A 24,963-nucleotide genomic window follows, 5' to 3' on the forward strand; every position below is an offset into this window, starting at 1 on the left:
ACCACAATATGGAATATATTTCTAATATTATTTTTGCAATTATACTTTTTGCGGGAATTGGATTTTTTGCAAAAAATATTAAAAAGCTCTCCCGAAATATAAAATTGGGTAAAGCTGTCGACACCAGTGATAATAAACCCCAAAGGTGGAACAATATGTTCAGGATTGCACTGGGACAGACTAAAATGGTAGTACGTCCTATACCCGGGATTCTTCACATCATAGTCTATCTAGGTTTTATTATTATTAATATCGAGGTCCTCGAAATTATTATAGATGGTCTTCTAGGTTCCCATAGGATATTTGCCTTTTTGGGTAGATTTTACAGTTTTCTAATTGGATCTTTCGAAATACTGGCCTTGTTGGTCATTGTTGCGGTGGTTGTTTTTTGGATCCGCAGGAATCTGATCAAGTTAAAGAGATTCCTGAATCCGGAGATGAAAGGGTGGCCTAAAAAAGATGGAAATTTGATTCTTTACATAGAATTGGTACTGATGATACTTTTTTTGACCATGAATGCCGCTGATTATCAATTACAGCAAATGAACGTGGCCCATTATACCAAGGCAGGGGCTTTTCCCATTAGCCAATTCATTGCCCCCTTATTTCAAGATATGTCGACATCCTCTATCATTTTGATAGAAAGGTCGGCATGGTGGTTGCATATTGTTGGTATTTTAATGTTCCTGAATTATTTATATTATTCCAAGCATTTACATATTTTGTTGGCATTTCCAAACACTTATTTTGGAAGGCTAAAACCTAAGGGACAGTTCGAAAATCTAGAGGCAGTGACCAAGGAAGTAAAGCTCATGATGGATCCGAGTGCCGATCCATTCGCCGCACCGGATGAGCATGCACCCGTACCTGAAAAATTTGGAGCTTCGGATGTTATGGACCTTAAATGGGTGCAATTGCTGAATGCCTATACTTGTACGGAATGTGGTAGATGTACCAGTGAATGCCCAGCCAACCAAACGGGTAAAAAGTTATCCCCCCGTAAAATTATGATGGATACCAGGGATAGGTTGGAAGAAGTTGGCAAGAATATTGATGCCAATAAGGGAGAGTTCGTTGCAGATGGTAAACAGTTGTTGGGAGACTATATAACCCATGAGGAACTTTGGGCATGTACCTCGTGTAATGCTTGTGTAGAGGCCTGTCCCGTTAGTATTGATCCTTTGTCCATTATTATGGATATGAGACAATATTTGGTTATGGAGCAATCTGCCGCACCATCGGACTTAAACAATATGATGGGAAATATTGAAAATAATGGGGCACCTTGGCCATTCAACCAAATGGATAGGCTTAACTGGTCCAAGGAATCATAAAGAAATTACCGTTAACATGGAAAATGAATTGAAAGTACCCACAATGGCAGAACTTTTTGCCGCAGGCCAGCAACCAGAAGTGTTGTTTTGGGTAGGCTGTGCAGGAAGTTTTGATGATCGTGCAAAAAAAATTACGAAAGCCTTTGTCAAGATTTTAAACAAGGCGAATGTTAGTTTTGCCGTTTTGGGTACCGAAGAGAGCTGTACGGGAGATCCTGCAAAAAGGGCGGGGAATGAATTTTTGTTTCAGATGCAGGCAGTGACCAATATTGAGGTTTTAAACGCTTACGAAGTAAAGAAAGTGGTAACGGCTTGCCCTCATTGTTTTAATACCCTGAAAAATGAATATCCCGGCCTTGGAGGTAATTATGAGGTAGTGCACCATACCCAGTTCTTAAAACAGTTGTTGGATGATGGCCGAATTAGTATGGAAGGTGGTCAGTTTAAAGGGAAAAGAATAACTTTTCATGACCCTTGTTATTTGGGAAGGGCCAATAACGTGTATGAAGCTCCTCGCGATTTAATACGCAAGTTGGATGCCGAATTGGTGGAAATGAAAAATTGCAAAAAGCGCGGATTGTGTTGTGGAGCTGGAGGAGCACAAATGTTCAAAGAGCCGGAAAAAGGAAGTAAGGATATTAATATTGAACGCACGGAACAAGCTTTGGATATTAAACCGGAAATAATTGCGGCAGGATGTCCGTTTTGTAACACTATGCTGACCGATGGGGTAAAAAATAAGGAAAAGGAATCCTCCGTGGCAGTAATGGATATTGCCGAGTTGATAGCCAGTGCAGAGGATTTGTAAATTGGACACAACAATAACCATGATATTCTCGTTTGGCTTTGAATAGTTTAAGGAGAATATTAAAATAGAAGTTAATAACCAATCTTTAGAATTAGACAGACCAAGATCAAAACCAGGTAGAATAAAACCGGACGAATACTAAATAATTGAATCGTTTGGGTGAACATTAAAAATTTAATAGATGCTCGTAGAATTTAATACATTACCGGATGAATCTAGAGTTTGGATCTTTCAAGCCAGTAGAAGTTTTTCTGAGGAAGAATTACAGCAGCTAAGGCAGGAACTGGATGCCTTTATAGCAGATTGGACCGCTCATGGCAGCGATTTGCGTGCTGGCTATGAAATTAGATATAACAGGTTTATTATCCTTGCCCTAGATCAAACCCTCAACGCTGCTACCGGATGTTCCATAGACGCTTCGGTACGCTTTATTCAACAGTTGGAACAAAAGTATAAGGTAGAATTGTTGGACAAGATGAACGTGTCTTATAAGCAGGGTGATTTTGTGGCTTACAAATCCTTGGTCGACTTCAAAAAAATGGCCAAGCAGAAAGCCGTTTCTAAAAATACCATTGTCTTTAATAATTTGGTAACCAATAAGCACGAATACCAGAATCATTGGGAGGTGCCTGCGGAAGAAAGCTGGCATGGTCGTTTTATGTAGGCTTCACCGGTTGAAAATACAACTAAACCATGGGTTTGGGTTGTTTTTCGAATAAGTATAATAATTCAAATAATTCTTAGTTACCATCAAAGATGGATCTTTTTATGCGCATTAATTACCTAGTATTACTATTCATATTATCAATTTACACAGTTCAAGGTCAAATAAACCCTTTGGTGACCAAGGATACTTTGGCTCAACGAAACTGGGTGGAGACTACATATAGTCAAATGTCCCTGGATGAAAGATTGGGACAGTTGTTTATGGTGATGGTTACTTCGGACCAGGATAAGGCCAGTACGGAAAGAACAAAAAAGTTGATCAAGGAACATCACATTGGGGGGGTTATTTTTTCTACGGGCGGTCCCGTTCGTCAGGCACAATTGACTAACGATTTTCAAAAGAACTCCAAAGTTCCGTTAATGATAGGTATGGATGCCGAATGGGGTCTGGCAATGAGATTGGATTCTACCTATGCCTTCCCCTGGAATATGACCTTAGGGGCTATTAAGGATAATGCCATAGTGGAAAAAGTAGGACACCGGATAGGCGAACACGCAAAAAGATTGGGAGTGCATATTAATTTTGCCCCTGACATAGATATCAATATAAATCCTCAGAATCCTATAATTGGGAATCGCTCATTTGGAGAGGACCGCGAAAATGTGGCACAAAAAGGGATTGCCTACATGAGAGGTATGGAAAAGGCCGGAGTTTTGTCAAGTGGGAAGCATTTTCCAGGACATGGCGATACCGCTGTGGATTCGCACAAGGCATTGCCGGTAATCGATTTTACAAGGGAGCGTTTGGACAGTATTGAGCTATATCCCTATAGAAAATTGATCAAGGAAGGTCTAAGTAGCGTTATGGTGGCTCATTTAAGCGTACCAAGCCTAGAAATAAAGGAAGGCCATCCTTCGTCCTTATCCGAGCAGATTATTGGGGATGTATTACAGGAACAATTAAACTTTAAGGGATTGGTATTCACCGATGCGCTAAATATGAAGGGTGTATCCAATTTTGCCAAAGAAGGTGAGGTAGAACTATCCGCGTTTTTGGCTGGGAATGATATTCTGTTAATGCCTTTGGATGTTGCCAAGGCCAAGGCCAAACTTTTGGAAGCCTATAATAAAGGTAGGATTACAGAAAACAGACTTGCCACTTCCGTAAAGAAGATTCTGATGGCAAAATATAAGGTGGGTCTTAACGCCTATAAACCTATAGATACCAAAAATCTTTATGAAGAATTAAATTCTTTGGAGGATGATATTTTGTATGAGGAAGCTATAGAGAATGCCATTACCGTAGTTAAAAACGACTTTTCATTGTTGGCCATCAAAAAGTTGGAAAATAAGAAAATTGCCTATGTAAAGTTTGGGGATGCGGAAAGTGACCCCTTTCTGAGGGAATTGAACAAATATGCTACTGTAACACAGATTAATGGTAAGGATATAACCACTTTAAAGCAGAAGCTAAGTGAGTACAATTTAGTGATTATAGGGTTGCACAAAAGTAATGAAAGCCCGTGGAAAGCTTATAAATTTACCAAAAATGAACTTTCATGGTTAGGGGAAATAGCGAAGGAGCGCACCTCCAATCTTATTTTAGCCGTATTTGCAAAACCCTATGCTCTATTGGAGGTGCCCTCTTTTGACAGCATCGACGCCGTGATCGTGGGGTACCAAAATAGTGAATTGGCCCAGGAAAAAACAGCACAGGTAATTTTTGGGGCACTTCCGGCAAAAGGGATTTTGCCAGTTACCTCCCACAGTGACTTTCCTGTTAATACAACTATTCCTTTAGAGTCCTTGATGCGTTTGGGATATAGTTTTCCGGAGAGGGTTGGAATAAGTTCCAGTAAATTGGCCAAAGTGGATGAAATGGTTAAAAATGGGATTGATTCCTTGATGTTTCCAGGAGCACAGATCGTTGTCGCTAGGAAGGGAAAAGTAATCTACAATAAAGGGTTTGGAAAGCCAACCTATGATTCCGACGAAAAAATAACACCGGACCATATTTATGATTTGGCATCCATTACCAAGATATTGGCAACCTTGCCTATGGTAATGAAGATGGAAGAGGAGGGTAAAATTGCTTTGGATAACACCTTTGAGGAACTTATACCGGACTATTCGGATACCGAGTTGAAAAATGTGACTGTTCTAAAGGCGTTATCCCATTATGGTAGATTGCCCGCCTGGATTGCCTTTTACATCAATACCTTGGACGAGAAGAGAAAACCTTCCAATCAGTTTTATAGGTCTCAGCCAACAAATGGTTTTTCTGTTAAGGTGGCCGATCAGTTATTCATATCCGATATGTACAAGGATTCCATTTACAATAGGATTGGTAGACAGCACTTAAAGTCCAATAGGTATCGTTATAGCGACATAGCCTATTACGTAATGAAAAAATATATAGAGGATACGTACAAAACGCGGTTGGATAGTTTGGCCGATGAGTTTTTGTATAAGCCCATAGGTGCCACTCATACCAGTTATAATCCTTTGGACAGATTTTTAAAGGGGGATATAGTTCCATCGGAGGAAGATAATTACTATAGATATCAGACGGTACAGGGTTATGTGCATGATATGGGGGCTGCCATGCAAGGTGGAGTAGGGGGGCATGCCGGACTATTCAGTAATGCCAATGATGTTGCCAAGATTATGCAGATGTATCTTCAAAATGGCTTTTACGGTGGACAACAGTTCTTGGAGGCCAGAACGATCAAGAAGTTTAATACCTGCTACTTTTGTGATAGAAATGTCCGGCGTGGTATAGGTTTCGATAAACCGGAACCAAATGGCGGCGGTCCCGCCTGCAGTTTGGTTTCAAGGAAAAGTTTCGGACATAGTGGATTTACAGGTACTTATACTTGGGCCGATCCCGAAAAGGATTTGGTATATGTTTTTTTGTCCAACAGGACCTACCCATCGGCTTCCAATACCCTTTTAGTTAAATCTGGGTTAAGAACAAGGATTCAGAAGGCCATTTATGAATCGATTATAAATTAAACCTTTACTTTGTATAAATATAAATCAGGGTTTATAGGAGGAATTTATCATTTTGTTTTAGTCATTCTGAAATTTTATCCATTTTCCTTCGACTAATTTTTTTTAGGGCCAAAATTTATGGGATCCTTGAGGCATGGCCAGTATATGCAACCTCTAAATGAATTAAAAATAAATAGATGAAAATAGCAATAGTATGTTATCCTACTTTTGGAGGTAGCGGGGTGGTAGCGACGGAATTGGGAATTGCCTTGGCTAATAGAGGGCACGAAGTTCATTTTATTACTTACCGCCAACCGGTTCGTTTGGAGTTGCTTAGCAATAAGATATACTTTCATGAAGTACATGTGCCTGAGTATCCCCTATTCCATTACCAGCCATATGAATTGGCCCTTTCCAGTAAATTGGTAGATACTATTAAATTGTTTGGAATTGAGTTATTGCATGTGCATTATGCCATTCCTCATGCTTATGCCGGCTATATGGCCAAGAAGATGCTGGAGGAGGAGGGCATTTATATACCAATGGTTACCACCTTGCATGGTACGGATATAACTTTGGTAGGCAAGCACCCCTTTTATAGGCCAGCAGTAAATTTTAGTATCAATCAATCCGATGTGGTTACTTCGGTTTCCCAAAACCTCAAGGAAAGTACCTTGGAGTTGTTCGATATAAAAAATGAAATAGAGGTTATCCCGAATTTTATAGATAAGAGGAAATACAGTATGAACTTCACGGACTGTCAGCGTTCCTTGATGGCCTCTGAGGATGAAAAAATTATCACGCACATCAGTAATTTTAGGAAGGTTAAGCGTATTCCTGATGTGATACAAATTTTTAATAAGATTCAAAAAAAGATTCCGGCCAAGTTGATCATGGTAGGGGAGGGGCCAGAAAAAGAAGGTGCCGAACGTTTGTGCGAGGAGCTTGGGATTGCCAATAAGGTGATCTTTCTTGGCAATAGTAACGAGATCGATAGAATTTTATGCTTTTCAGATCTTTTTCTTTTGCCGTCGCAGACAGAAAGTTTTGGACTTGCCGCTTTGGAAGCAATGATCAATAGGGTAGCTATTATTTCCAGTAATACAGGTGGAATACCTGAGGTTAATCGACAGGGAGTTACCGGCTATTTAAGCGATGTAGGCAATGTAGATGAGATGGCCCAAAATGCACTTAAAATATTGAGTGACGACCAAACTTTGGAAAAGTTCAAAAACAATGCGGCAATAGCAGCTATGGATTTTGATATCTTAAAAGTATTGCCACTGTATGAGGCTGTTTATGAAAAGGCCCTTTTGGCGAGACATGAAAGTTTAGAACAGAATTAATGCGATCCATACAACTCTTCCTATGCCTTTTGGTAATTTCCTGTTCTGGGCAAAAAGGTGTGCCCCAGGATAAAGCTCATAGTTCCGTGCAAAAATCAGGGGAACTTCAACTGATATTGGCGGATAATTATAGCGGAGTGGAACAGTCAGAATTTCAGATAGTAAGGGATGCAAAGACATTAAAGAATTTTTTCCTTCAGATAAACAGGACCAGAAAGCCAGGCCTCCCTATTCCAGAGGTGGATTTTAGCAAGGAGCTACTCTTAATATATTGTGCTGGTACAACTAGGGGTGTCGGAGGAGCGGCGTTGCTACTTATTAAAGATTCCCAGGATAGCATTGTAGTTGGACCAAAGGAGTTAACACCTTCCAAGAAGGAAGTCACTTATGTAACCACCACACCTTTTAGCATTTATAAAATGCTACTTACTCCTAAAGAAATCAGTTTTCAACAATTAAAGTAGGGTCTATAGATCCCTGTCTTCAATAAAAACCGTAACTGAAGATGTTCTAAGTACTCTTATTGAACCTAAGTGGATAGATTTTTACTCCGGTGATATTTCAAGCCCATTCCGTCGGTTAAAATGCCGTTTTCATGGATGAAAAAATATTGGGATTTCGAAATTGCTAATGCAAGTTTTGTAAGAAACCGCTTAACGATTTTTAAGGCTTTTTGTAGAATTTAAATGGTGTCCATTTAACATTGCCATAGCTTTGGACAAAGATTTAAAAGAATCCCAAAATTAAATTGTTATGAAAACCTACGCGTTTGCTATTACCTTTTTAAGTGCTCTTACCTTTAATTTTAGTGGTGCCCAAGAGTTACAACTTACCTCTAAGGATAGTGTAGTTACCAGTTCATGGGTCTTAGGAGTGGGCTACAATATTGTAGACGATTCAGCTACACCTTTTGGTGATGATTTTCTTAATATCAAGGAAACTTGGAATGCACTTCCTTATCCGTCCTCAATAAGTATCGGTAGATTTTTTAAAAATGGTCTGGGAATAAAGGCCATAGGTTCGTACAATAAATATGATGTAGGTAAGAAAGTTGACGGAGTAATTAATACGGTGGAAAGGGATTATTACGCCATTGATGGTATGATCAGTTATGACCTGAACAAGATTTTTGGAGAAACGGGCTGGTTCGATCCATTTCTACAAGCTGGTGCCGGTTACAGTGATATAGGTTCTGTGGGAAGGGCAACCGCAAATGCTGGTTTTGGATTTAATACCTGGTTTAATGATAAATGGGGATTAAACTTTAATACCATGGGCAAATGGGGAATTAAGGAAGGATCCACCAAACAGTTACAACATTCCGCTGGAGTAGTATACAGGTTTGGAATTGAAAAGGAATTGTCCAAAAAGGGATTGGAGAAGTTGGCGTTGATCGAGGAAAACCAAAGGGTTTCGGACTCTATTGCTGCCGCCAAAAAAGCAGAGGAAGAGGCAAGGCTTATGGCTGAGCGTTTGGCCCAAGAAAAGGAGAAGGCACGTTTGGCTGCAGAAGAGCAGGCTAGAATAGATGCAGAAAACAGAAGAAGGGCAGAGTTGGAAAATAAAATTAAGGATCTCGGTAATGTATACTTCAGCCTCAACTCTTCCTACTTGAGCAAGCCTTATAAGGAATTGTTGGATAAGTTGGCTGCGTTAATGGAAGAAAATCCGGCCTTGACACTGAAAGTGGGATCACATGCAGATTCCAGAGGGGCTGAGAAATATAACCAATGGCTATCTGAGAAGAGGGTGAAACAAACCTTGGATTATTTGATCGGTACCAAAGGAATAAGTGCCTCAAGATTAACCGGGGAAGGTTTTGGAGAAACCCAATTAACGAACGAATGTGACAATAACACATACTGTCCAGAATCCAAACACAAACTAAACAGAAGATCTGAGTTTGAGGTGGTGGCATTTTAAAAGTGAATTCTAAGAGCCATATAAAATGTCCCTTAGAAATTAATAATGATTAAAATAACTAATAAGAACATCCGGGATAAGTGTTGAACATTTATCTCGGATTAAATTTTTAACCATAAACACTTTTCAAAAGGGTCAAATTAAATATTATTAACGGTAATTAAATAAACGGAGTTATGATTCACAGAAGACTTCAGAAATTGAATTTTTATTTCGAATTTTTTGAAAAGGATTCTATATTTCCATTTTATGAGAGCGTAAATAATAATACTAATGGCGAGATTAGTGTTAATCAAAGTACAGAGGAAATAGGGAGATTTAAAAATAGGGTAAGTATTGTGAATTTTATTCCACCCTACTTAGATTTAAAAATTAATAAACAAAACGCACCTTATAGGGCATTTCAAGTTAAGCCTAGGACGGGATTTATTATGGATCTTAGCCAATATTCAGCTGCTGATGAATATTTAAAATCACATTTGGGCTCTAAGAATAGAAGGAGTATCTTAAGTAGATTAAAAAAGTTAGAAACCTGTTTTGACATTACTTATAAAAATTATTTTGGTGAAATAGATGAATCGGAGTATGAGTTTTTGTTTCAGGAGTTTGAGCTTATGATTGGCAGTAGGTTCGAGCAAAGAGGGGACGAGCATGTGGGTTTTCAAAGATGGGATGAGTATAAGGAAAGCGTTTATGATTTAATAGTTGAGAATAGAGCTTCTCTTTTTGTAATATATGATAAGAAAAAGCCTATAGCAATAAATCTGAATTATCATTTCGACAATATCCTGGATATTGCCATACCTTCCTATGATATTGATTATTCTAAATTTGGTTTGGGACAAATTGTCCTGGTTAAACAATTGGAGTGGTGTTTTCAAAATGATATTAAGATGGTGGATATGCGATGGGGGGATCTGCCGTATAAACGCCTTTGGTGCAATAAGATCGAAGAGTACAAATGCGACGTAGTTTATAACAAAAATAACCCAACAAATCTAATACTCGCTTTTACTATTGCAAAGTACTTGAACATTAAAAAGTCAATGGGAAAAAGCAAAATACAGCAATTAAGATTAAAGTTTTTACGCAAGAATAGGACAAAAAATGAAACCGTCGACAAAGTTGACGTTGTAGCTGCAATTAGAATTGAAGACTTGGCGGAACTTCCTTCCACTGATCAGATAAGGGCTTTAGACTTAAGTGAGAATGAATATCAGTTTTTACGTAATCCAGTATATAATTATCAATATACCCATTCAGCACATTCGAGCGACATTGATGTTTATAGCCTCGATAATGAGGAAATGAGCTACATTATTGCAGGAAAACGGAAATTGCAAAAACTTATTTTGTAATTTAGCATACTAAACATTGGTATAAGGTTTTGTGAATTATGAAGATCCGATCGCACGGAATTAATCGTACATCCTTAGCGTAGTTCACATTAGTTTTTAGTTTTCATATAGTTGAATTTACTTTTTCTACATGCTTAACTGGTGTTCATTGCCCTATTTGTATCACAAAATGATATGTTAAAAAATTCTTTTCGTCTAAATAAAGTTCCCCATGCTTAAAAGACTCAACTTCTTTTTCGAATTTTTTGAGAAAAATTCGATTTTTCCATTTTATGAAAGTTTAGTTAATAATATTAATAGCCATATCCTCACAAATGAAAATAAAGAGGAATTAAAAAGAAGTATAACTGGACAATGTGTTTGTGTAGTAAACATGATTCCTCCATATGTTGATTTAAAAATAAATCAACAAAAAGCTCCCTATAGGGCATTTCGAATCAAATCTAGAACTGGGTTTATAATTGATCTAAGTCAATATTCAAATGCGGAAGAGTATTTAAAGTTGCATTTAGGATCAAGGCATAGGAAGAATATTTTAAGTAAATTAAGAAGACTTGAATCCTGTTTTGATATTAGATACAAAATTCATTTTGGTGAAATGGATGAAGTTGAGTATGAGAATTTGTTTGAGGAGTTTGAACAAATGATAAGGAATAGGTTCCAGCAAAGGGGGGAAGAACACGTTGGGTTAAAAAGATGGGATTTATATAAGGAAAATGTTCTAGATTTGATTCTAAAGAAGAGAGCTTCTTTATTCGTTATTTATGATGGTAAAAAGCCTATATCAATAAATCTAAATTACCATTTTGAAAATATAATGGATAGCGCCATAACGTCTTATGATATTGATTATGCCAAATTTGGTGTTGGGAATATTGCAGTTTTAAATAAATTGGAGTGGTGTTATCAAAATGATTATATAAGAATTGATATGCGTTGGGGAGAATTACCTTACAAGCGTCTATGGTGCAATGCAATCGAGGATTATAGATGCGATGTAGTTTATGATAACAATAAATTGATAGCTATGCCCTTGGCCTTTTTGGTTTCCAAGTATATCATCCTTAAGAAATTGTTGCTCGAACGTAAAGTAATACCTTTAAATTTTAAATTTTGGGGTAATCAAAAAGCCAAGGAAAATGTCCAAAGTGACGATGCATCAACATTTAAAACTGAAGACTTAGCGCAACTTCCATCTGAGGATGACATAAGCATTGTGGATTTAGGAGAAAAGGAGTTTCATTTTTTGCGTAATCCCGTGTATAATTTTCAATACTCTAATTTTGAGCATAGCAGGGATGTCAATGTCTATGAAGTCAAAAATGAGAAAATGAGCTATATCATCACGGGGAAATCGCAATTGCAAAAGCTTATTTTTTAAGCTAATTTCCTTAAGTGGGAAAGAATTATGGTAATTGTGAACATTCTTGGACTAAAGATTAGGGTTATAGTCTGATTTTAATGACATCAGTTGTTTAGAAGGGTTATCTGGGAATATTGTTTACCTGAAATGTCTTTAAAATTGATTAGAATTACTGATTGTTATAAGAAAACGATATTTTGACAAAATCCAATTAATTTTTTAAGTTCTCCATGTCAAAAAAACTAAATTTTAGTTTTGAATTTTTTGAGAGGAATACAGTTTTTCCTTTTTACCAAGGTGTTTATAATAAAACCAATGGTACTACTCTAATCAATAGTAATTTAGATAGTAGAGGGGAGTATCTTAATAAAATTTGTATCGTTCAATATATTCCGCCCTATTTTGAACTTAAAATGGATAAGGAAAATTCTCCTTTTGATTTATATAAAATCACCGCTATTCCGGGTTTTAGAGCGGATCTGGAGGGTTTTAACAATGTAGAGGAGTACATGAAGGTGCAGTTATCAAAAGGAGTGATGAAAACTATTAAAAGTCGCCTCAGAAGACTGGAGAAATGCTTTGACATCACCTACGAGATGTATTATGGGGCTATAACCAAGGAAAAATATAGTTTCTTGTTCGATCAATTGGAAATAATGATAAATAAGAGGTTCGCACAGAGAAATGAAGGACATTCTGGGTTAAAAAAGTGGGCATTGTACAAGGAAAATGCTTATCAGTTGATTTTGGATAAAAAGGCTACATTTTTTTTAATTTCTGATGGAGAAAAGCCAATTGTGATAGGTCTTAATTTTCTATATCAAAATATTTTCGATAGTGCTATTACTTCCTATGACATTGATTATGCTAAATTCGGACTTGGTAATATAGCTGTATTAAGAAAAATGGAATGGTGTTTTAATAATGGCTTCAGTAGATTTGATATGAGATGGGGAGATTTGGCATATAAGCGATTGTGGTGCAATGCCATTGAGCAGTACGAGTGTCACATATTGTACAACAAAAAAAATATTGGTTATAGGATATCGGCCTATATGGTAATTTTAATTATGAAATTCAAGATATATTTAAGAGAAAAAAATATTTTGCCTATTAAACCAAAGATTAGATCTATATATAAAAGGATAGCTAAAAGATCTGCATCAAAAGAAACTAAAGTTACGAATGTTGAATTGGTCGATTTAAGTGGGAATGAATGTTATTCAGAACACCATAAAGTAGATACTAGTACTGATGAGTATTCTTTTTTACGGAAAATAAGATATGATTTTCAATACATTAATTCTGAGCATTCCAATAGTATCAATATATATAAAATGTTTGACAGAGATAATTCATATATCATTGCTGGAAAAAATAAAACCCAACAAATAATCTTCAAAAACTAAGTACTTGAATCCATTAATTGGCGTTAGTTAAATTAATGGGTTCCAATTTTTTAAAATAGTATGAGTAATAATATAATTTTTGATGCGGTCTTCTATGAAAGAAAGACGGAGTGTTCATTAGTGAACAATGTTTATTTAAAAAACAGTCCAGAAAAATCTATTTATGCTCAAGGGAGCACCGAAAATAATTTTAAATCTGGGATTCGTATTGTGGATGATGTGCCGCCCTATGTAAATATTGAATTTCAAGAAAAATATGACTCTTATCAAATATTGAATAGTAGCGTTTTGGATTTTTATGTAAATCTCGAAGGTTATTCCGATGTTCAAGAATACTTAAAAAGCCAAATGGGAGCAAAGAGTAGATCTAGATTAAGGGGGTTGGTCAATAGATTGGAAAAATGCTTTGATATAACTTATAAAATATATTTTGGAGAAATTACAAAGGAGGAGTACGAGTTGCTGTTTGAATATCTGAAAAAGTTTATCGAGGAAAGATTTTCTCAAAGAGGTGATAAACATCAAGCAATGGAGGAATGGAATTTATATAAGGAACGGACCTTCGAGATGATCTTGAAAAAAGAAGCTTCCCTATATGTCATTTATAATGAAAACAGACCTATTGATATTTGTCTTAACTATCATATTGCCAGTGTTTATGTCAACAAAATAAGGTCATATGATATTGACTATTCTAAATTTAGACTGGGCTATATAGACATTATAAAACAACTGGAATGGTGTCTTGAAAATAATTACGCTATTTTTGATTTAATGAGGGGTGATTTGCGGTACAAGCGGGAGTTTTGCAACAACATTATTAATTTTGATCGGTATATTTTATATAAGAGAAACAGCTTAAGCGGCAAATTAATGGCCTATTTAAAAACTAAGGAGTTGGTGTTAAGGCCAAAATTAAAATTTGTAAAGACAGCTTTCAGAAAAGTATTAAAAAAGAAAGAGTCAGATGTCAATTCGGAGCCGAATGAACCGACAGAAACAATAATTATCAATTTGAGCGAATTTCCTAAGGATATAGAAGTGGAATTGATAGATATAAATCAAAAAGAGTATGCGTTACTTCGAAAAGGAGTATATGATTATCAGTACAGTACTTCTGAGCATTCGAAAGGTATCCAAATTTTTAAAATAAAAGATGTACCCAATTCCTATATAATAAAAGGTCAGTCCAATATGGTACAAATGGAAATTTAAAAAGGTAATTAAAACTAAACTATGTTTTAATTACCTTTTTTATATAAGACCGATCGAAAGATAATTAATCAAATTAGTGTAAAGTTATTTTTCAGAAATGTATTTTTCAAGTTTCTCCAAACGACTTGTCAATATTTTTAAACCATCTTTTTCATTTTCAAATTTAGAGTTGGCATGTTTCAATTCCTCAATTTCTTTTTGTTGATCTATTATGTACAATGTCAGTTCTTCTATTTTTTGAAGCAACTTTGCATTCATTTCCCCCAACATTATACCATTAAGCCTGACTTCTGCGGCACTTGGGATGTTCTCTAAGTGACCTTTTTCTAAAATATGCCTTTCCACTTCTTTTAAAGTAGGGAGATCATAATTTTTTGTAAACACAAAATCGGGCCAATTTTGGGATAATTCCACTCTAATTTCCTCAGCCAGCACATTACCATCCACAGCCAATGCATAACCGTTAGGAACATTGGTTATTCCAATTCCTACTCTACCACCAGCGTTATAATACACATTTGTTCCAGATACCGTCCAAGGAGATGCTGTAATGAGGGTCCCGTTTATGAGAATGCTATTGGCATTTATTGTCCCATCAACATCTAAATCAAAGTTGGGATTGTTGGTGCCTATACCTACATTACCGGAAATGTAGTAGGTTTCTGATCCAGATACTGACCATGGCGATGCCGGGAGCGGAGCTCCATTGATTAATAGATTGGTAGCATTTACAGTTCCGGCTACATCCAAAGCAAATCCAGGGTTGTTGGTTCCTATTCCAACACGTCCCGCATTGTAAAAGGTGTTGACCCCGGACAGGGACCATGGTGATCCTGGGAGTGGGGCTCCATTAATTAATAGATTGGTAGCATTTACAGTTCCGGCTACATCCAAAGCAAATCCAGGGTTGTTGGTTCCTATTCCAACACGTCCCGCATTGTAAAAGGTGTTGGACCCGGATAAGGACCACGGCGATTCTGGCAATGGTGCACCGTTAATCAACAAATTTGAAGCGTTAACCGTTCCAGAAACATCCAAGGCATAGCCTGGATTATTGGTGCCAATTCCTACCCTGCCAGCATTGTAAAATGTGTTGACTCCGCTGAGAGACCAAGGGGAGCTTTGCATTAACGCACCATTTACAAATATTTCAGTGGCACTGAAAGATCCGGCCACTTCAAGGTTATAGTTTGGTGTTAGTGTACCTATACCCACATTTCCTGATGCAGGGTAATAATTTCCTTGGCTATACCCGTAAAGGACAAAGAGGAAGGCTAATGGTGCAATGTATTTTCTTTTCATGATTATTTAATTTTAAAAGCCAATCCCTTCGGGACTATTCGTATTGTCTTAATTCAAAGGATAAATTAGTAAAATTATCCATAAAGGCATTAATGCCATTCTGGAGCTCTATTCTTACCTGGTTATCACCAATTAGTTCACCACGTACTCCCGTATGGGTAGTAGGAGTGGTATAAAAAATGACTGTTTTTCCAAAAGTTATCGTTTTATCAAGAGTGCCTACATATTTTCCTTGAGATTCTCTTATCCAACTGATATTCAGGTCTAAAGTGTTTTCCAGCACGGTGGAGCTTGGGTTTTCCGTACCCGATTGACTGATTAAAGAAACGTATGACTGATATGTAATATTGGAATTGTCCCCATTACAGAGATATTCCGTACTACTGATTTCATTAGAATCCAAAATGCCATTGGCATTGGCGTCAAGGCCAGCCTGAACACTGAAACCTCCATTGGTACAGTTTTCTCCTGGCTGCTCTACCAAGGTTTTGATCAATCCATTGAGGCCGTTATTACCATCAGTACCATCAGCACCATTTGTTCCATTAAGACCGTCTGCACCATCTTCCGGGCTGCAGCCTACAAAAAAAGCCAAAAAAATCAGCACTAAGGCTATTTTTAAATTTTGTGTATTGACCATAAAAAAAGTTAATTGAGAAAGATTAAATTGTTTAAAGGTACTAATAGGGAATACCAATATATTGAACTTTAGTTAAAAGAATGTATTTAATCGACAAATGTAACATATTTGCTTGTGTTATTACTTGATCAACAAGCTTGTGTGATTAAATCAAATAAAAGCCTGTGTTTTTATTTGGATCAAGCGCCACATGGGGCAATTGGTTTTAAAACTACCTAGATTAAAATACTGACTTTTGTCAGGTTTTAACCAATATACCAATAGTTCATCGTAGAATTTAAGATAAATAATACCATTTATAGGAATTTAAGTGCAGTTCATAGATTATTATGATATACGGTCTAAAAAAATGTTAATTTTGCTATAAATTCCCTCCTTATGTTTTTTCAATTTTAACAAGCTTTTATATGAAAAAAGTACTACTATTATTATTGTCAATTTCTATGATGTTTTTGGAGGGAGTTATTGGTCAGGATTTGCATATTCAGTCCAATGCGGCATCTATTGCAAATGAGTCTAATTCTACAGCAGGCTGGTCTGGTACGGCTGTGATTACTTCAAGTACTACCAATCCGCAGCTAGGAAACTTTGCTATAAGTATGGTTTCGAATACTGGCAACAGATATAGAATGGACTATTTTTATAATGCTACGGTAGGTACGGATTATGTTATACGGATTTGGGCGAGGCAAGGTCCCCAAGTTACAACTCCAGCAGCTCCGGCTTTTGCTAATTGGTCTGGGGTAACAGGATTTTCTACAACTGTTATTGAAAATACAAATTGGACCGAATATGTCTTTAATGTTACCGCTACTTCCACTAATCCACGGATTACTATTTACAATGGAACGTCTAGTTCAGGCAATACTGCAGGAAATACAGTATTTGTAGATAACGTTTCTATACTCCCCGCAGGAAGTGATGCAACACCACCAACCGCACCTACGAACCTAGTGGCGAGTGGCACTACAGCTACGGGGACTACTTTGAATTGGACACCGTCTACAGACAATGTTGGGGTTACGGGATACACCATACTACAGAATGGTACTAGTATCGGGACTACAAATGGCGCCACTACCTTTAACGTAACGGGCCTTTTCCAAAATACTACCTATGCCTTTACGGTAACCGCAAGGGATGCGGCGGGAAATGTTTCGCCGGTAAGTAATGCGGCAAATGTCACTACCTTAACAGCACCGGATAACCAGCCACCATCGGCACCAAGTAATTTGGCGGCCAATGGAACCACAACAACGGCAACAAACCTCTCCTGGACAGCTTCTACAGATAATATTGAGGTTACGGGATATACGATATTGCAGAACGGTACCAGTATAGGAACCACCACAGGAGCCCTTAATTTTAATGTGACCGGACTTACCCAAAATACCACTTATGCCTTTACCGTAACTGCAAGGGATGCTGCTGGCAATGTTTCGCCTGTTAGTAATACGGCGAATGTAACAACCTTAACGGCGGCGGATGGCCAGGCACCAACTGCACCAAGTAATTTGGCGGCCAATGGAACCACAACAACCACAACAAACCTCTCTTGGACAGCTTCTACAGATAATGTTGGGGTAACCGGATATACCATATTACAGGACGGTACCAGTATAGGAACCACCACAGGAGCTCTTAATTTTAATGTGACCGGACTTACCCAAAATACCACTTATGCCTTTACCGTAACTGCAAGGGATGCTGCTGGCAATGTTTCGCCTGTTAGTAATACGGCAAATGTAACAACCTTAACGGCGGCGGATGGCCAGGCACCTTCTGCACCAGGTAATTTGACTGCCAGTGGAACTACAACGACCACTACGAACTTATCTTGGACCGCTTCAACGGACAATGTTGGGGTAACTGGATATACCATATTACAGGATGGTACCAGTGTAGGAACAACTACTGGTGCCTTGACATTTAATGTGACCGGACTTGCCCAGAACACATCCTATGCTTTCACCGTAACTGCTAGGGATGCAGCTGGGAATATTTCGGCAGCCAGTAATACTGCAAACGTTACTACTGGTGGAAGTGGTATAATCGACTATACTTCTGCGAACGCAAATTTGCCTACCATTGACTGGACAGGAAGGGACTTGTTTGCGAGTAGAAATGTTGGTATTGGAACAACCAATACACAAGGTTATAGGTTGGCTATAGATGGCAATGTGATTGCAGAGGAAATAAAAGTTGAATTATCCCAAAATTGGCCAGATTTTGTGTTTACAAAAAATTATGGTCTCCCTACTTTAGAGGAAGTGGAGAGGCATATTTTAGATAAGGGACATTTACAGAATATACCTAGCGCTATGGAAGTAGAACTAAACGGCATAATGTTAGGGGAGATGAATGCGAAGTTGCTTCAGAAGATAGAAGAATTAACTTTATATGCTATTCAACAAGAGAAGAAAATATTGAAGTTAGAAAACGAGAATAAGAAAATCCAGCTATTGTCCGATAAATTATTGGAATTGGAGGGATTAGTAAAGGGAAATAATTAGAAAATTATAATGTAATATGAATAAATATTATGCATTATTTGTTTTTTCAATTTTGTTTTTTCAAGTTGGAGCCCAAAGTATCCGTAAAAATTTTACGGAGATGTCCCAATATGAGAAAATAGAATTGGTGAACGGTTTTTATGCTTTAAGATCAGGGGGGGATTTAATAAATGATTTAGCTACCTTTCACAACGACTTCTTCAATTTTGACAATACTATTGATCCAACGCGGTTGGATTTACATTTTAATCTTCCAGATGAACCGGAGCGTGATATATTTCTTGCCTGGCATAGAAGACAAATGTTCGAAGTGGAACAGGCATTGCAAAATGTAAATCCAAGAATTAGTTTGGTTTATTGGGATAGTTCTGTGGAGAGGTCTGTAAACTCAACATTGTGGAACCAAGACCTAATGGGGAGCTTTGATGCCAATTGGAGCCTGGGCAGAGCCTTGGGTGCAGAAGGTTCTTTGCCAATTACAACTGGTGGTGGGGACAATAATGTAAATGTGATACAAGGGATAAGTGGAACAAGTTGGCCGGCACCGGATTCCCAGACAGTAGGATTTTATGCCTATTCTAATCGTTTGGAACGGGGTAGGGTACATGCTGGTGCGCATCAATGGACTGGAGGAATGATGCCTACAGGAGCTTCACCAAGAGATCCTGTCTTTTATTTGCACCATACTAATGTTGATAGACTTTGGCAAGAATGGGAAACAAATAATCCTGGTTCCTCAGGTTTTATTCGGACCTCAATGTTACGTTATGACGGGACTTATGTTTTTAACGGACAGACGTTGCCTTCGGTAAACCCAAATAGTATTATTGATAGTAGGGTATTGGGTGTTTTTTATGCCAGAAATGGACTTGCAGTTTTGGATAACTATATAGTTAGTAATACTTACAATCCTGAAGAGGTATTTTATTATCAGTTTGTGATAGAAGCGGGTAACAATGGTTTTATTGTGCCTTCTGGTAGAGTTGCCAGAATGGAATCATTAAATACTATTGAGTTAAAGCCAGGTTTTATGGCTCAAAGTGGTTCCACTTTTACAGCGAGGATAGATGTTGCCAATTCTGGTCTTACCGGAAAATCCAATCGTACATTAGTGGTTAATGATAAACCATTTGATGATCTTGATATTAAAAATATTGTGGAATGGGAGGAAGACAATAAGGATGACAGCCCTGTTTTTTTGACTACATTTCCCAACCCTTTCATCAACAAAATTACTATCAAGCTAAATAAGAAAACCGATTGTTCCATAGAAGTATTTAATATGATGGGCATGTCCATTAGAAAAGAATCCTTTCAAAACACAGATACTTTGGAAATTAATAATCTCTATGGACTATCTTCTGGTATTTATGTCATTCAAGTAGTAAATGGCCAAGGTGAATTATTATTGGCCAAAAGGGTTGTTAAACTTTAATTGTTTTGTTTCAGTAATAATAGTTATAGTGTGCAAATAGAAGCAAGCTGGGGAATTCGCCAGCTTTTTTTTCAATATATCAAATTATTGTTACGTATGGCATAGCAACGCCAATGACAGTTTGGGAGACAAATTGCAAATACTATGGGTGGTCCCCATTATTCAATAAATATTAGCACAGCTACCCGATTTATACGGAAGCCTTATTGCTCAATGTTTAACATTATGGTCCATAAGAACACTTGCTGGATCTCTGAATTTACAGCATGGAGGTAAGTTATTATATGTCTTATCATCTGCCTGAGCAGAATCGGTATCGTGACCAACCCTAGCAATAGCCTTTTTAACATCTAGGGGTGTGCATTTATTTTCGTCCAATATTAGAGTCAGTTGTTTGGAGGGGATATCCCAATTTACATATTTTACTCCTTTAACCTTAAGGGACGCCTTCTCTATTCTTGCTTTGCACATTGCACAATTTCCCTTTACCTCAAAAGAGACCTTCTTATTTTTGTCCTGTGCATGGGCCTGTACTGACGTAATAATCAATAGTAAGCAAATAATTAATTTTTTCATATCAATAATTTATAATTTATATCTTAAGCCAATGTAATAGGTGCTTCCTAAGACAGGGGCATATAGGATGGTACTATCAAAATACGGTCCAAATGGATCATCACTTCCTAAAATTGCCATTTCCTGGGTATAATTTGCGATATTCTCCCCACCTATATAGACTTCAAATTTCTTTGAAAACACTCTTGTTACCTGGGTATTCATTAATCCATATGAGGGTGAAAATGATGCAAATTGGTAATTATTAGGGTTTGACGCTGTATTGGGCAATCGCTGTTCACCTTGCCAATGAAGGGTATAATCGAATCGCCATTGAGATCCATTAGATTTTCTATGGGTTTCATAACTAAGATTTGCGAAAAAACGATGTTTGGGTTGTAAAGGTTTTGTTAAACTACCCGAGCGGTAATCAACCCTAATATCATAATATTTGTAGGTTGCCCTGAAGTCAAGATTTTGAACTATTTCATAATTTAGATCCATTTGCAAACTATTGGAATAACTTTTACCGTCCAAATTATAAAATGATATTTTTCTAGGATCCTCCCAATCAATTACCACCTGATCTTGAAACTGTGTACTGTAAAAATCAGCAGAAAAATCCAAGACTCTATTCCAGAGATATAATTTTTGGATAAAACTTATTCCAAAATTCCAGGCAACTTCCGGTTTAAGACCGTATATTTTACCTGAGTTTTCAGTGATTTCCAAACTTCGGGAAGACGCGAAAAATTGTTGATTTTCGGCAAATATATTCGCACCTTTTACACCCTTGCCGAAAGAACCCCTTAGACTAGCCTTATCCCAAAGTGAGTATCTTATATGGAAACGTGGGGTAATAAAGTGGCCCAGTTTATTGTGGTGATCCATTCTAATTCCGGCTACTAAACTTAATTTCTCTAGGCTATCATAACTATATTCAAAAAATGATCCTATAGTATTGTCATTTCTTCCTAGGACTTGCCCATTTACCTGTTCGTCATAATAATCATTACTATAATTGATGCCAGCTTTAATTTTATTTTGGGTGTTATTAATGATGCTGTTAAAAATTAAGTTGGTGTAAAATGAGTTTTGTTTTATATTATATTGATTTAGGCCATAATATGAATTTTGATCGTGAATGTTATATGAGGTCTGTATTCCTATACTTTGATAAGGCAGTTCCGGGAAAACATAACCTACTTTTGAAGAAATGTCCAAACGGTTGCTTAGTACCTCGCTTCCCCAATAATTAGTAGATAATTTATCCCGTTCAGGCACAAAATTTAGCTGCCCAGTGTTTTTTTTGTCCTTTAAATAATGAAGGGTTAGAAAGCTCACCCAGCCCTTTTCACTGTCCATATATTGCCACCTGTTCATAAAATTTATTTGTTCGGCCAACGGGGTATCCAAGAAGCCATCATCATTGTTGTCAATGTTGCCATTTCTTAAATTGCCATGGACATAAATTCCGGTTCCTAGATTTTCGGATATTTTCTTGTTGTATCTTCCGTTAAACTCATACCGTTCATAATTATTGGAATAGACGTTCAAAAATAAAAGCTTGTCACTAAGTGGTTTCACCAATTCCGAATTTATTTGTCCGGAAATGCTTTCATATCCATTTTGAACCCCACCAGCGCCTTTGGTAATTTGTATGCTTTCAATCCAGGATCCGGGAATAAACGAAAGCCCATAAATTTGGGAGGCGCCTCTTATAGAAGGAATGTTTTCTTGGGTAAATAAGAGATAGGGACTATTTAAGCCTAGCATCTGAATTTGTTTGGCACCAGAAACTGCGTCTGAAATGTTAACATCTACGGTAGGGTTGGTTTCAAAGCTTTCCGAAAGATTGCAGCAGGCGGCTTTTAGCATTTCCCTGCTGTCCACTGTAACAACATTTTGTACTTCGAACAAGGACTTTTGCAGCGGCTTAATGTTATTCCTTACTACTACCTCTTCCAGGCTAATTTCTTTCTGTAGCAATATTTTGCCAATATTAGGCCTATTTACATTTATAGTATCTGTTTGGTACTCTGGATGGCTAAATACCAGTTTTTTACTGTTTTTATTAAATGGTATTTGGAAATTACCATCCTTATTGGTCACCTGTATGGCTGTACTGTCCTGCCAATAGACATTGACCCCTGGCTGCGCTATAGCTTCCCCTTTACCGTTATTTACAACAACCGTTCCTGTAATAGTAATCTGACTTGTAGCAGCCAAAGGAATTATAAGGAGAATTGCAAATAAAATAAGCTTATTAAACGGATTTTTTAACAAATGCATATGAAGAAATTTTCTTTGGCTTTATAATTGCTATATCTCATTTATTAACCAGGAATTATAGTATAATGATGGCCGCCTCAGGTAGAAATAATGATTAAAGTTTATTGATTAGTTAATAATATGGAACAAATTATTTAAAGTTAATAGGTTCTTTAGCTGCTGTTAATTTACTAACTTTAATTTTATTTTACTCTCCCCTTGGTTAGAATGTTTTAATAGTTGTTATATAACTAGAGTAACGGCTAATGGACCCTAAATATTGGAATTGGTTACTAATATTTAAGTAATATTGGAAAAGAAATAATTAAGAATTAAAATCAAAATTATGAAAACTTCATTTTTTTTACTTCTATGTTCTATTCTCATTTTCTGCGAAAGTCATACCGTACTTGAGAAGCAGGAGCAGACTAAAATTAGGGTGATAAACAATAGCTCATATGAGCTTACAAATTTGGCCTTATTTTCTATGAGGTTTAATAATTTATTACCAGGTGATACCACTGCATATCAGGTAATGGACTTTGATGAATTAAAGGACGATCCAATGATATATTGTATCGTAGATCAGAATAATTTGTCATTATTTTTAAAAAAGCCTGAAAACGAGGGTAATTTCACCTATTCTATTGATAGTTTGGATTTGACTATGAAAAGAATTTACTTTAATATGACAACAGATAATTAAATAAGGCAACAATTGTTAGTATTAGGTTCCTTAAGTTACTAAGATTGATAATTCCTGACAGTTGCCAAATTGCCCTAGGGTATGGATCGATAAGTAAAACTCCAAAAAAATAGGCTTTATTCTATTTGTACATTCTGATTCTTTACAAATATATTTTTAACCCCCTTCTTTTTCAGTTCAAGTTTTGTTTGGAAGTATTTCTGCATGCCTTTCGCCAAGGTTCTGGAAATGATAGAATTTTTATTGTAGAATACATGATGGTCCAAGGTGTAAGTGTCAGTGCTCCAACGATTTTTATAACCGTAATTTCCTAGCCCTAAATCGAAAATTCTAATGTTGTTTTCAAAACATATTTCGAATTGATTGGTTAAGTACATATTACCTATTTCATATTTGGCAAAATCAATATCGAATACCGAGATAGCTCCCTTAATACTATCCGGTGTATTGTAGTTAAAACAAATTGAAATAGGCTCAGAGCCGTTATAAATAATGTAAAAAGAAGCATTTTTGGTGTTAATTAGCGGGAAAAATAGTTCATGATAAAAATTCCAGATGTGATCATTCAAATGTCGATTGTATTCTTGTTTATCGTCATATCTTTTTTCCAATAACTTTCGAAATGATTCAAATACTTTTTCATATTCAGTTTCCGAGATTTCTCCATAATACCATTTATAGGAAATATCATGCCTAGATTCCAAAAGCCTTTTGTTCCTCTGTATTTTTTTAATCCGGCTTTGGCTTAGGGTTGTTTTAAGGTAGCTATCTAAACTATCAAAAGATTTGAAATCGATCAAATACCCAGTTGAATCGTATATTTTGTGTAGTCCGATTGCATTGTTATGGTTTAAAAAATCAGGACTGTAATAAGTAGGTACGTGATAAATAAGAATTACACCATTCTTTAATTTTTTTGCATTTTCTATTGGTCCATTCAAGGGTTTTGAATATGAAATACCTAACGATAAATTTTTGCCAATATTGATGTAGATTGGAAGGATCTTGTTTTTGACAAATGATATATGATCAATAAAATTGAACTTATTTTCTATTAATCCATTACCAAAATGTTTCAACCAGGTTGATGAATATATTTTGGAATTAGCAGCAATATCTTTCATT

The 24,963-nt window shown here is 36.7% G+C and carries 19 protein-coding genes; 14 read left to right on the plus strand and 5 right to left on the minus strand.

The features are described from left to right. Positions 1-8 precede the first annotated feature (8 nt). The 11 genes from BUA60_RS17680 (at position 9) to BUA60_RS17730 (ending at position 14,416) form a co-directional block, all read left to right on the plus strand. Positions 9-1,334 carry a 4Fe-4S dicluster domain-containing protein gene (locus BUA60_RS17680; RefSeq protein WP_072863999.1) on the plus strand — a complete coding sequence of 442 codons (1,326 nt, stop codon included), beginning with the start codon at positions 9-11 and terminating at the stop codon, positions 1,332-1,334. Positions 1,335-1,350: 16 nt separating this feature from the next. Continuing rightward, on the plus strand, positions 1,351-2,142 hold the full coding sequence (locus BUA60_RS17685; protein ID WP_072864001.1) for a (Fe-S)-binding protein: 792 nt from the start codon (positions 1,351-1,353) through the stop codon (positions 2,140-2,142). A 181-nt stretch (positions 2,143-2,323) separates the two neighbouring features. Further along, positions 2,324-2,806, plus strand: coding sequence for an ABC transporter ATPase (locus BUA60_RS17690; protein WP_072864002.1), 483 nt, complete (start codon positions 2,324-2,326; stop codon positions 2,804-2,806). Positions 2,807-2,910: 104 nt separating this feature from the next. Beyond that, positions 2,911-5,823: a serine hydrolase domain-containing protein gene (locus BUA60_RS17695; RefSeq protein WP_072864113.1), complete on the plus strand. Its 2,913-nt coding sequence runs from the start codon at positions 2,911-2,913 to the stop codon at positions 5,821-5,823. A 176-nt stretch (positions 5,824-5,999) separates the two neighbouring features. Continuing rightward, positions 6,000-7,148: an N-acetyl-alpha-D-glucosaminyl L-malate synthase BshA gene (bshA, locus tag BUA60_RS17700; RefSeq protein ID WP_072864004.1), complete on the plus strand. Its 1,149-nt coding sequence runs from the start codon at positions 6,000-6,002 to the stop codon at positions 7,146-7,148. Beyond that, positions 7,148-7,612 carry a hypothetical protein gene (locus BUA60_RS17705; RefSeq protein ID WP_072864006.1) on the plus strand — a complete coding sequence of 155 codons (465 nt, stop codon included), beginning with the start codon at positions 7,148-7,150 and terminating at the stop codon, positions 7,610-7,612. The genes bshA and BUA60_RS17705 overlap by 1 nt, the downstream gene beginning before the upstream one ends. A 289-nt stretch (positions 7,613-7,901) precedes the next feature. Beyond that, a complete protein-coding gene (locus BUA60_RS17710; protein WP_072864008.1) occupies positions 7,902-9,071 on the plus strand; it encodes an OmpA family protein in 1,170 nt (389 codons plus the stop codon). Positions 9,072-9,247: 176 nt separating this feature from the next. Beyond that, entirely contained in the window at positions 9,248-10,429 is a 1,182-nt protein-coding gene (locus BUA60_RS17715; protein ID WP_072864010.1) for a GNAT family N-acetyltransferase, read from the plus strand. A 211-nt stretch (positions 10,430-10,640) separates the two neighbouring features. After that, the gene (locus BUA60_RS17720; protein WP_072864013.1) at positions 10,641-11,810 is read left to right on the plus strand and encodes a GNAT family N-acetyltransferase; all 1,170 of its coding nucleotides are present in this window, start codon (positions 10,641-10,643) and stop codon (positions 11,808-11,810) included. A gap of 212 nt (positions 11,811-12,022) precedes the next feature. Next, the gene (locus tag BUA60_RS17725; RefSeq protein WP_072864015.1) at positions 12,023-13,201 is read left to right on the plus strand and encodes a GNAT family N-acetyltransferase; all 1,179 of its coding nucleotides are present in this window, start codon (positions 12,023-12,025) and stop codon (positions 13,199-13,201) included. A 60-nt stretch (positions 13,202-13,261) separates the two neighbouring features. Then, positions 13,262-14,416: a GNAT family N-acetyltransferase gene (locus BUA60_RS17730; protein ID WP_072864017.1), complete on the plus strand. Its 1,155-nt coding sequence runs from the start codon at positions 13,262-13,264 to the stop codon at positions 14,414-14,416. An 84-nt stretch (positions 14,417-14,500) separates the two neighbouring features. Here the strand turns inward: BUA60_RS17730 and BUA60_RS17735 are convergent, their stop codons facing one another. Together BUA60_RS17735 and BUA60_RS17740 are read right to left on the minus strand one after the other, a co-directional pair. Continuing rightward, on the minus strand, positions 14,501-15,718 hold the full coding sequence (locus BUA60_RS17735) for a hypothetical protein (RefSeq protein WP_072864019.1): 1,218 nt from the start codon (positions 15,716-15,718) through the stop codon (positions 14,501-14,503). 34 nt (positions 15,719-15,752) lie between these two features. Beyond that, positions 15,753-16,358, minus strand: a complete 606-nt coding sequence (locus BUA60_RS17740; RefSeq protein WP_072864022.1) for a DUF7151 family protein — start codon at positions 16,356-16,358, stop codon at positions 15,753-15,755. A gap of 407 nt (positions 16,359-16,765) precedes the next feature. On the opposite strand from BUA60_RS17740, the gene BUA60_RS23320 reads away from it, so the two are divergent. Further along, positions 16,766-18,871: a fibronectin type III domain-containing protein gene (locus tag BUA60_RS23320; protein ID WP_084532664.1), complete on the plus strand. Its 2,106-nt coding sequence runs from the start codon at positions 16,766-16,768 to the stop codon at positions 18,869-18,871. 16 nt (positions 18,872-18,887) lie between these two features. Then, positions 18,888-20,306, plus strand: coding sequence for a tyrosinase family protein (locus BUA60_RS17750; RefSeq protein ID WP_072864025.1), 1,419 nt, complete (start codon positions 18,888-18,890; stop codon positions 20,304-20,306). Positions 20,307-20,516: 210 nt separating this feature from the next. Here BUA60_RS17750 and BUA60_RS17755 read toward each other — a convergent pair whose 3' ends face one another. Next, positions 20,517-20,882, minus strand: coding sequence for a heavy-metal-associated domain-containing protein (locus BUA60_RS17755; RefSeq protein WP_072864027.1), 366 nt, complete (start codon positions 20,880-20,882; stop codon positions 20,517-20,519). 9 nt (positions 20,883-20,891) lie between these two features. Then, positions 20,892-23,153 (minus strand): TonB-dependent receptor, encoded by a 2,262-nt coding sequence (locus tag BUA60_RS17760; protein ID WP_072864029.1) that lies wholly within the window; start codon positions 23,151-23,153, stop codon positions 20,892-20,894. Between the two features lie 325 nt (positions 23,154-23,478). On the opposite strand from BUA60_RS17760, the gene BUA60_RS17765 reads away from it, so the two are divergent. Beyond that, positions 23,479-23,838: a hypothetical protein gene (locus BUA60_RS17765; RefSeq protein ID WP_072864031.1), complete on the plus strand. Its 360-nt coding sequence runs from the start codon at positions 23,479-23,481 to the stop codon at positions 23,836-23,838. A 116-nt stretch (positions 23,839-23,954) separates the two neighbouring features. On the opposite strand, the gene BUA60_RS17770 is transcribed toward BUA60_RS17765, so the two are convergent. Continuing rightward, positions 23,955-24,962 carry a GNAT family N-acetyltransferase gene (locus tag BUA60_RS17770; protein WP_072864032.1) on the minus strand — a complete coding sequence of 336 codons (1,008 nt, stop codon included), beginning with the start codon at positions 24,960-24,962 and terminating at the stop codon, positions 23,955-23,957. Position 24,963: the final 1 nt, after the last annotated feature.

It is taken from the genome of Arenibacter palladensis, from assembly GCF_900129275.1.
Taxonomy (GTDB): Bacteria; Bacteroidota; Bacteroidia; order Flavobacteriales; family Flavobacteriaceae; genus Arenibacter; species Arenibacter palladensis.